At 47.0% G+C, this 8,501-nt stretch carries 9 protein-coding genes; 3 read left to right on the top strand and 6 right to left on the bottom strand.

The features are described from left to right. Nucleotides 1-331 precede the first annotated feature (331 nt). Nucleotides 332-667: a hypothetical protein gene (locus JOD20_RS20900; protein WP_204757131.1), complete on the top strand. Its 336-nt coding sequence runs from the start codon at nucleotides 332-334 to the stop codon at nucleotides 665-667. Between the two features lie 110 nt (nucleotides 668-777). Here JOD20_RS20900 and JOD20_RS27085 read toward each other — a convergent pair whose 3' ends face one another. Beyond that, nucleotides 778-963 carry a transposase gene (locus JOD20_RS27085; RefSeq protein ID WP_476702822.1) on the bottom strand — a complete coding sequence of 62 codons (186 nt, stop codon included), beginning with the start codon at nucleotides 961-963 and terminating at the stop codon, nucleotides 778-780. Here JOD20_RS27085 and JOD20_RS26555 point away from each other — a divergent pair. Both JOD20_RS26555 and JOD20_RS20880 read left to right on the top strand, forming a co-directional pair. Then, nucleotides 898-1,869 carry an SUKH-3 domain-containing protein gene (locus JOD20_RS26555; protein ID WP_239583994.1) on the top strand — a complete coding sequence of 324 codons (972 nt, stop codon included), beginning with the start codon at nucleotides 898-900 and terminating at the stop codon, nucleotides 1,867-1,869. The genes JOD20_RS27085 and JOD20_RS26555 overlap by 66 nt on opposite strands. Next, entirely contained in the window at nucleotides 1,869-2,417 is a 549-nt protein-coding gene (locus JOD20_RS20880; RefSeq protein WP_204757128.1) for an SUKH-3 domain-containing protein, read from the top strand. The genes JOD20_RS26555 and JOD20_RS20880 overlap by 1 nt, the downstream gene beginning before the upstream one ends. A 142-nt stretch (nucleotides 2,418-2,559) precedes the next feature. Here JOD20_RS20880 and JOD20_RS20875 read toward each other — a convergent pair whose 3' ends face one another. The 5 genes from JOD20_RS20875 to JOD20_RS20855 form a co-directional block, all read right to left on the bottom strand. After that, nucleotides 2,560-2,907 (bottom strand): XisI protein, encoded by a 348-nt coding sequence (locus JOD20_RS20875; protein WP_204757127.1) that lies wholly within the window; start codon nucleotides 2,905-2,907, stop codon nucleotides 2,560-2,562. Next, a complete protein-coding gene (locus JOD20_RS20870) occupies nucleotides 2,880-3,311 on the bottom strand; it encodes a XisH family protein (RefSeq protein ID WP_204757126.1) in 432 nt (143 codons plus the stop codon). The genes JOD20_RS20875 and JOD20_RS20870 overlap by 28 nt, the downstream gene beginning before the upstream one ends. 219 nt (nucleotides 3,312-3,530) lie before the next feature. Then, on the bottom strand, nucleotides 3,531-3,980 hold the full coding sequence (locus tag JOD20_RS20865) for a type II toxin-antitoxin system VapC family toxin (protein WP_204757125.1): 450 nt from the start codon (nucleotides 3,978-3,980) through the stop codon (nucleotides 3,531-3,533). A 399-nt stretch (nucleotides 3,981-4,379) separates the two neighbouring features. After that, nucleotides 4,380-4,553 carry a hypothetical protein gene (locus tag JOD20_RS20860; protein ID WP_204757124.1) on the bottom strand — a complete coding sequence of 58 codons (174 nt, stop codon included), beginning with the start codon at nucleotides 4,551-4,553 and terminating at the stop codon, nucleotides 4,380-4,382. A 329-nt stretch (nucleotides 4,554-4,882) separates the two neighbouring features. Next, on the bottom strand, nucleotides 4,883-8,245 hold the full coding sequence (locus JOD20_RS20855) for an LGFP repeat-containing protein (RefSeq protein ID WP_204757123.1): 3,363 nt from the start codon (nucleotides 8,243-8,245) through the stop codon (nucleotides 4,883-4,885). Between the last annotated feature and the right edge of the window lie 256 nt (nucleotides 8,246-8,501).

Raw genomic sequence — 8,501 nt, 5'->3', positions numbered from 1 at the left:
CAAACCGTTGCGTGGCTGCCTAGACCAACACATGTTCGCTTGGTGTGTGCCATCCAAACGACAGACATAGGCATACTATGTCGTTGCTGAGTTTCTACCGTAATGTATTCGTCACGTAGCACACTAAGCCATAGGTGAGTAATATATAACACGCAATCCCGTTAGTAGAGCTGTTTCATCTCATTGCAGTGCCATAAATACACATCAATGGTGATGATAAAAGTGACAAATCCTTGGATAATGCTACCATGGTGAACGATCGGTATGTGTTACCAAGACAATGGTTTACCGTGTCACGTAGTATTTGGATGACATTATCTTCTAGGAGAAAATGATGGAGTTGATTATTCCTAAAAATATGGATGCTGAGCTATTGGCGTATCTTGGAATTGGTGTTTTGACCGCAATCAAGCATCAAACCCTTCGACCAGAGATGGGAATCTGGACGTTAGCGCTTCCAAAACTTATTAAAATTATCAACGATCATCCTCTAATCTCACCTTTCTTGCTGGATTGTTATCGCAATGGTGATGAACTTGATCTCCTTTTCAGCCTAAATCCTAGTGATTTTGACCTCCTAATAAGCGATTTGCTTGAACAATTACATAATGTATTGAAAGTTAGTCCAGACCCATCGTGGATGCAATGGACTTTCCGCAGTTCTTAGTAACGCTGGTAGAAATAACTCGCAAACATTGATAGATGGTATCAGTGTGGGGTTAAACACAAGACCACTCAAATAGGGTTAAACCCAAGATTGACTCTGCTGGCGAACCCTCAACCCGATGCCACGAGCCGCGACAGGGCGCTCCGACGCGGCGGTGTTTGGCGCGACTGATCGAGACACGCGCCGATGCGAATGACATTTAATGCCACCGCACTCAAGACATGCTGAAGATGGGTTTTCGCCAGCCCAATAAAGCGCGTTCGCCGCAGGCCTACGTGGCGAATCCCCTGGGAAATACTGCTCTCGATGCCGGAGCGCAGCGCGTATTCGCGATGAAATGTTGGGGTTCGTTGCTACTGGCGTGCCTGCTGAAGCGCTTCATGATAGATTTGAGTGCGGATGGTCACGGAGCGTGGTTCGTGTTTGCCGCGCGTGCAGTGCGTGCGAACCGGACAGGGACTACAATCCTTCCGCAAAAAGCGGATGTGGACCACCGCTTGCGCTTGCCCCGTGATATCCTGCTCGAAGCGCCATTTGCCACTCGTATGCCCTTGTGGACACCGCGCCTGCTTAATACCAGCCATGACCGAGAAGGTCGGTCATGGCTGGGTCTGCTCAATCATTGGGGGCAATTCATGCATGGTCAACCCTTGAGTCTCGATCTATCAGCGATCGCAGCAACATGTTATCAGCTTTTTGGCTGGACTCCCGATCGCCAGATCGATCCTTCGGTGCATCTCGCGGCGATTCAACACGCGAACTATCCCCTATTTCCACGTGCAGCAGCATTTCTATCCCGCTTTGGGGGCCTTTCAACCCTGTCGGTTGTGCGAACCGCTGGAGCAAATTCGATCTATTATCACCAGGCCATTCCGTATATGTTTGATCGCAATCGGCTCTTTGAGGATTTTATTCCCGCCAATGCGCAGCATTGCGATAGTGAGACGGCACCGGATTGGCGTGAGCATCCGTTTATTAAGCGGCACCAACGGCAGATTTGTCCCATTGGTTCCTATGATAACGATGCAACGATCTTTTTAACCGATGATGGCTGGGTCCTCCTTGGGAAATTTTATGGCATTCCGACCCACCGCAATCGGCAACCCATGATGAGTATTGTTGGAACAAGTCTCAGTGATGGCCTCAATCGGCTTGTTGACCGAGCAGTCTGCTATTATCATCGTACTGAGGAGCGTGGGTGATGCTGGCTTCTATCCTTGAACAACTCATGGCCGATTCACCGTGGAATCCGGCGATCCGTCCCGATCCAACGCCGTGGCTCAGCGCATTGGCGGCGCATCAGTATCCCATTTTCCCAGCAGTCGAAACCGTATTGCGCCGCTATGGAGGATGGACGTTTAATACGGCACCATGGCATGACCAGTACCTTGCACTGACCGATGATCTACAGGGAATCTTTGAATGGTCAACTGACCAGATAGCCATCCACATTGATCCGCATGCTGCCAAGGCGTTAACGGAAGCAGCGATTTGGCAAACCCATCCCTATGTGCGTCACAATAAGCTTCAGATTGCCCCCATTGGGAAGCTTATCTCCCCAGTACAGAATGAAGGATCGCTGTTTATCGTATCGACTGGCCATATTTTGCAGGGCCAGTGGGTATTTAACCCTGCTGATTGGAAGCTTCCATCGGTTCCGGTATTAAAAATGCTGGGGATGAATCTTGCGGATGCAGTGAACGAAATTGTGCATCGTGGCCTCTTAATTATTACCCATGAGGAGCAATGATCCGCCCGACACTTCTCCATGACAAACAAAAGTACAATGAAATGGAGATTAAATCCTCTTAACCATAGGGGCTGATTTGGCTACAAAATCAGTACCCTATCACCCAAAATTAGCTCAATCGCAGGGCGCAGCGGTTCCGCACTTAGGCCGCGTGTTCTACCCCAAAGCCACTATAGGGTCGTTTATAGGGCGCAAGAAAGGCAAGGACAATGGCGTGTTTCGGGATGCCCTGCTCCACCAACTGCTCGGCAATACCTGGCTCAGTACTATCGGTCTGAATCCAGACTTGGCCATCCTTAAGATCGCAGTGAATCAGACAATGGGCAATCCGGCGTGGCCCCTGCCAGCCAACCGCCATCAGCATGTAATGATCATGGACGGGATCAAGAATCAGTTGCCGCTCCAGCGTGGAGTCGGCATCCTTGGTTCGCGTATGATAGTCGGTTAACACCGCTTGGAGAATCATCCGATAGGAGGATGTGGATTCCATGTCAGCACCTCTGGTTGCACAGGGTCATAAATCAACAATCGTACCCCATAACGGTCACGCGCAGTTTGGGCAAAGGGCAGTTGAAAAAAGGTCAGGTACGCATCGAGCGGCACGGCCAAATACAACTGGCGGGTTGGATCGGTCTGTTCCAAGGCCAACTGATAATTCAAGAATTGCCCTAAGGCCGCATGAAAATCAGTAACCAAGGATGGCCCCAGAAAGCTTTTAATTTCGACGGCGATCTGCACCCCATTCCGCTTGGCGGCCACCAGATGTTCGGCACCCAAATCAATCGCAAAATCGACCCCACCAACGGTCAAGACGTAGGGATCGTGGGTAATCGTCCAGCCATGGGTTTCCAAGGCGGAGCGGACAAGCGCGTGAAAGAGATCGCGAGCGGCCATTGCGGTCTATCCTGTCCTACACAAACCATCCTCTGGGTACTCTACCATACATTTGTCATCAGGGGATCGGTTTCAGCATGCATGGCCATATGGCGAAAAACAGCCCTAGCATGAATGCTTTTTCATGGTGGAGCGTTCGGTAGCCAGCATCGTGGGGTTGTGATGAAACGCGAAAACGTTGTTCATCAGCGAAATCGCAAGAAGCGGTCATTGCCGCGCTTAACGCTGATCCCAGCGCACGGTGGGGAGAGAAACCACTGCCTGTATCCGCTGAAAATCGCTATCCATCGAGACCAGCGTGAGCTGGTATTGCAACGCAATCGCGGCAATCCACAGGTCATTTTCCGAGAAGCCCAGTTGGTGGAGCGCGGTATGCCGTTGTTTGGCTTTTTCCTTCGGGCCAACGTGCTGCAAGACGGCGGCCTTGAGGCTGCCATAGGTATGGGCCGTGATCTGGTCAATCGAAAAGATCGTGATTTCACGCAAGAAGGCATCGACGGTGCGGCGGTTTTCGGCACGCCGTGCTGACCGTTCGGCCATCAGCATTAATTCACCTTGGACAATCACACAGGTCATCACGGGCGTTTGGTCAATGGCAGCCAAGTGCTCCAGCATCACGGGATTGCCTTGGAGAATCAGGCTGCAATGGTTGGTATCCAGTAGAACCATTAATCGAGACCCGCCAGTCCACGCAGTTGGGACACTTCTGCCAGTCGCTCATGCTGATCATCGCCCGCCCAGCGGCCACGAAAGGCGGCCAGCGACTGTCCCGTGCTGGGTGCAGGTTTCAAGGGACGAGGGGCGGGTGCGGCTGCACGGCGAGCGGCCTTCTGATCCAAGACCCGCAGGCGCTGCGGTGATTTTTTTGAACTTTGGATCATGGGAGTCCTCCGTTGGTCGTCTACTGGATATAGCGCTATTTTAGCATGACGTTGGTCGATGCAGCTCCGTCATACGCTCGATTTTCCATAGGAATGGTACGGTTTTCGCCTGCCTGAGCAACGTGCTTGGCTATGATGAGTTCTGATACAAACGACACTATCAGTACTCTACACCCAAAAAAAGACTTTAATCGAGCGTCATGTCCAAATGTTCCCAGTGCAGATTTTCGAACGCCATTTCAATCGATTCATCAGCATTTCCCGCAGCGCTGCGCCCATCATCAGCCGTTGCAAAACAGGCATAGCGATAGTGCGGATTTAAGCGTGTGCCATGAATGGAATTGTAACGAATTGCAGGCAATTTTTCGATAGACTATGCCCCATTGCTCTTATTCCACTATTGTTCAAGATAATGGAATAAGAAAACGACCCAATGCTGGTTGGAACATCAGGCCGTGGAAAATTTTGTAATACCCTTGTCGTCGGGCCATCAAACCAAACTCCTATGCATCCACTTTTTTGGATAGAAAAGCCGCTTACTGTGTTCATACTCAGCTAGGACTATTCGGTCTGTGATCTGAGCGACGAATAGAACGAATAAGCCATGGCTTACGAATGGTACCATGGCTTTAATTTCAATGATTATTAATCCTACCACTAAAATTTCGTGTTTCTTGACTTACCATCTAATTATGGTAGGTGAGATTGGATATAGTGAGCATCCATAATTAAAATCCCGCCTGCACGCATACTTAGATGTTTCTTCCCTTGTATTGCTGAGACTTCATTAATGAGAGCATTTAATTTATTTATCGCAGCCTGATTATTACCTCGATCATGAGCATCAATTGCTCCATCTATCTTTACAATAAGTGAGTTTGTGATTCCTTGATTTGTAATCTCACCCATTGTACTGAGACGTAAGACGGTTGCACGCAAACTCTGAAGCGTTGCAATAAGTTCGTATGGGGCAGTATCACTTGCTTCCCATCCAGCAATATCAGTGGCTGTTACATTTAGAGTATACTCTCCAAGATTCCACCAGAATAGGTCAATTACAGCTCCACTATTTACTATTATGCCATTCGTCTCTGCAGTAACGCGATCAATACCAGAGCCTGGTGTAGGATCCTCGGCTATATAACGAACGATAAAGGGATCAATACGCGTATACTTCGACTGATCAGTCCAAGCATCAACGACTGGTCGTCGAGTATCAATTTTGACTGTGTACTGCTGGATAACTTCCTCATTCCCAGCAATATCTACCGCAGAAACGTCAAGGGTAGTTATTCCTTCAAGATTGATCACAAATGGAAGTGTAAAAGTCTTCCAATCAGACCCATTTAATCGATATCGAACCTGGTCTAGCCCAGAATGTACATCAATACCTGTAATACCTACACTAACAGGGGTAATATACCATCCATTTTCCCCCAATGTTCCACTAATCGTCGTTGTTGTAGCTGGCATCACCATATCAATACGAATTTCTCGTGTTTTTGTAGATTCTTGATTCCCACTCGAATCGACTGAATATACTTCCAAATTGCTAAGACCATTAGTATCAATTACAAACGGAGTTGTATATATCTGCCAACTACCACCATTAATACGATATTGGGTTTCGCGAATCGATGATTGGGCATCTATACCACGTAACGAAACAGTTACTGAGCTTCGATACCATCCTGCATGACCTTGCTGCCCCATAAGTTGTATAATCGTCCTTGGAGGAACAGTGTCAGCTCCAGTAGATGTTTCTTCTATAGTAGTTATTACATCAATGAGTTGAAATCCTTGACCATCGTATTGATAGATTTCGTTTGTAGTTCTTAAGGGAAATGAAGCACGCGTTATTGCGATAACAATACCATCTTCAAGAACAGCTGTTAAGCCTCGATTACTAGTAAAACCTCCAATACCAATGTTGGTACTGAGATCCTCAAGCTTTGTGCCTTGAACTTGAAAAATGCGGGTAAGCACAGAGTTAAGGCCGACTGGTGCATCTAATACAAGAAATGGTCGCTGTTGTCCGCTAATCTGAACAATCCGTATTTGTCCAACACCAAGAACATTATCGGTTAGAGTAGTGGTCCACATCACCGGACTCGTGGCATCTATAGACTCATGAACAGATACAATAACGGATCCTCGACCAAAAGCATCTGGTGTATGTATCAGGGTAACAATTTGCTGTATTCCATCATCGTCAAGATCAGTAATAAGAGATTGGATAATCGTTGGCCCTGTCATTTGCGCTTCATTTGATGCTGTACTCAGGTTAGTATCTGAGTCCGTTTGCTCCTCTATAGTATTGACTGGCATATTCATGTTCTGAAATGTATCTATAAATTGTAGTGCAACTGTCGGTTGCACTGAAGCGACTCCACCATCGTTGTACCATTGAGTAACATTTGGAACATACTCGGGTAGACCACCACCATTATATTTATTCAGTGTGCTAGACCACGCTGAAATATCGATTGAATTTGCGGTTAGTATCCCTTCCTGTCCATTTGCCTTGCGAGCATCACTTAATATCCGTGCAGAAGTTTTAATAACAAAGGGGGCATCATATAGTTGCTCTGGTGGACCAGGAAATTTATTATAATGCCAACGATAAACGACTTGTCCCAAACCATAACTAGCACTAATACGATATTGGGCTGTAATATTAGCATGTTGCAGATCATTCAGCCACGATTCCCAGGAAGCAAGACCTCGATAGGGACTAGTACAACTCTTGTATGGAGATTGAGTCAACATCGTGTAAATTGTCGTCCCCACTGGAACACTAAAGCCAGGAAGATTATCTGGTCCTTGACCAATTACCGATTGACACGGGCGTACATTATTTTGTGGAGGATTTCCCGGCAGTACCCAAGGCTGAAATTCTGGCCTACTTAACTGATTTTGTGAAGTCCAATCAGTATAAGGCTCATAGAGGTAGGCTAATGCTGGATTAAGGCCATTCGATGTGCCTAACCCGGCGGATTCATGAGCAATCATTGCTTTTAAAAGTGCTGGGGGCAGATTATAATTTTCTGCTTCACGTATAATGTCTGCATCCCACTTATTCCAATACATGCCATTTCTCGTTGGTGGCTGCCCTAACTGATACTGAGTGTTAAGGGTTGCGAGACTCTGGCGGTTAGTACCGAAATCCATAGGATAAGTACCACGTTTCATCGTATTGTGTCCGAGGTTACGGACTTCAATGGCGTATTTTACCGTTTGTCTAAGAGCAAGATCAACTTTTACAATAGCAAAGTTAGAGCTAATGGGAGTTGCTTGATAGGTTTTAAGAAAGCCATCGGGTTGTTGAACAAAAAAGTCGATTTGGACAGGATCTGTGCCTTCAATATCTTCATCTTCATACCCTGGCGCACGTTGGAAAGGAATAAGGATCGCAACTTGTACGCGATTATTAGGGAGCGGCTCCCATATACAATCACGCATTGTTGGTGTCCAGCTGCAATTTGAAGGTACTGGTCGAGGAACAAATGGATAATACGTATGCAGTTCAAAATTATTTGCTCCCCTTGGCCAACCAATAAATCCTCGCTCAAAATGCTGATAAGCACTACCTTCATCAAAATCATAGTATACTGTGGCCTCTGCTGCCGTAAAAACACCCTCATCATCTTCAGGATAGCCAATCCAGGCACTTATTGGTCCACCAGCTGCACTATAGACATTCTCAATATCACCGTGGAGTACAAAGGCACGCCCGAAGAAGGGATTATAAATAATTGATCCCCAGCCCCCCCCCCATTCAGGCTTCTCCTGAAAGTTTTGGGTAAGATATTGAACCCCATTAGCCTCGCTCTGTCCCCAGGTATGTACTCGATTAGTCATTTCGACGATATGAGTAGAGCCTCCCACCCGCTCATATGCACGCTGAAAGCTCAGGCGGATATCCTCAGTTGGTGCACCATCACCTGGTAAAGGTTGGTTGGATTGTGCCTTTAATCCTCTAGGAGTAGTTGATAAGGCCAATATGAAAAGCATAAATGATAAACAGATTCTGTGCCAACGTCGAGCTTGCACCCACATAACGCCTCCTGATAATTCAATTTCCAATCTTAAGGTGTTGATTATTCAATGTTGAGTACATCTAGATGACACGCTGGCCTAAGCCATTCATAGTTTCTCTGCGTTTAGCACCTCTAATTCGTATTCTCGAACGGCGTGTTCACTAAGCAATTCACAAATATTCACTTACTAGATGGCGGATACCTTATTCATTTGACCTATTCTCAACGTTTTGGTCTAATGCACCAGCTCTCCTGCTAGACATGAAACG

This window comes from Herpetosiphon giganteus, assembly GCF_016907925.1.
GTDB lineage: Bacteria > Chloroflexota > Chloroflexia > Chloroflexales > Herpetosiphonaceae > Herpetosiphon > Herpetosiphon giganteus.
The sequence above is the reverse complement of the archived record's forward strand: the minus strand, read 5'-3'. Positions and strand labels throughout refer to the sequence as shown.

Excerpts from the sequence above, each read along its gene's own strand:
- JOD20_RS20900 (WP_204757131.1), top strand. The coding sequence starts at position 332 with ATGATGGAGTTGATTATTCCTAAAAATATGGATGCTGAGCTATTGGCG.
- JOD20_RS26555 (WP_239583994.1), top strand. The coding sequence starts at position 898 with ATGGGTTTTCGCCAGCCCAATAAAGCGCGTTCGCCGCAGGCCTACGTG.
- JOD20_RS20880 (WP_204757128.1), top strand. The coding sequence starts at position 1,869 with ATGCTGGCTTCTATCCTTGAACAACTCATGGCCGATTCACCGTGGAAT.
- JOD20_RS20875 (WP_204757127.1), bottom strand. The coding sequence starts at position 2,907 with ATGGAATCCACATCCTCCTATCGGATGATTCTCCAAGCGGTGTTAACC.
- JOD20_RS20870 (WP_204757126.1), bottom strand. The coding sequence starts at position 3,311 with ATGGCCGCTCGCGATCTCTTTCACGCGCTTGTCCGCTCCGCCTTGGAA.
- JOD20_RS20865 (WP_204757125.1), bottom strand. The coding sequence starts at position 3,980 with ATGGTTCTACTGGATACCAACCATTGCAGCCTGATTCTCCAAGGCAAT.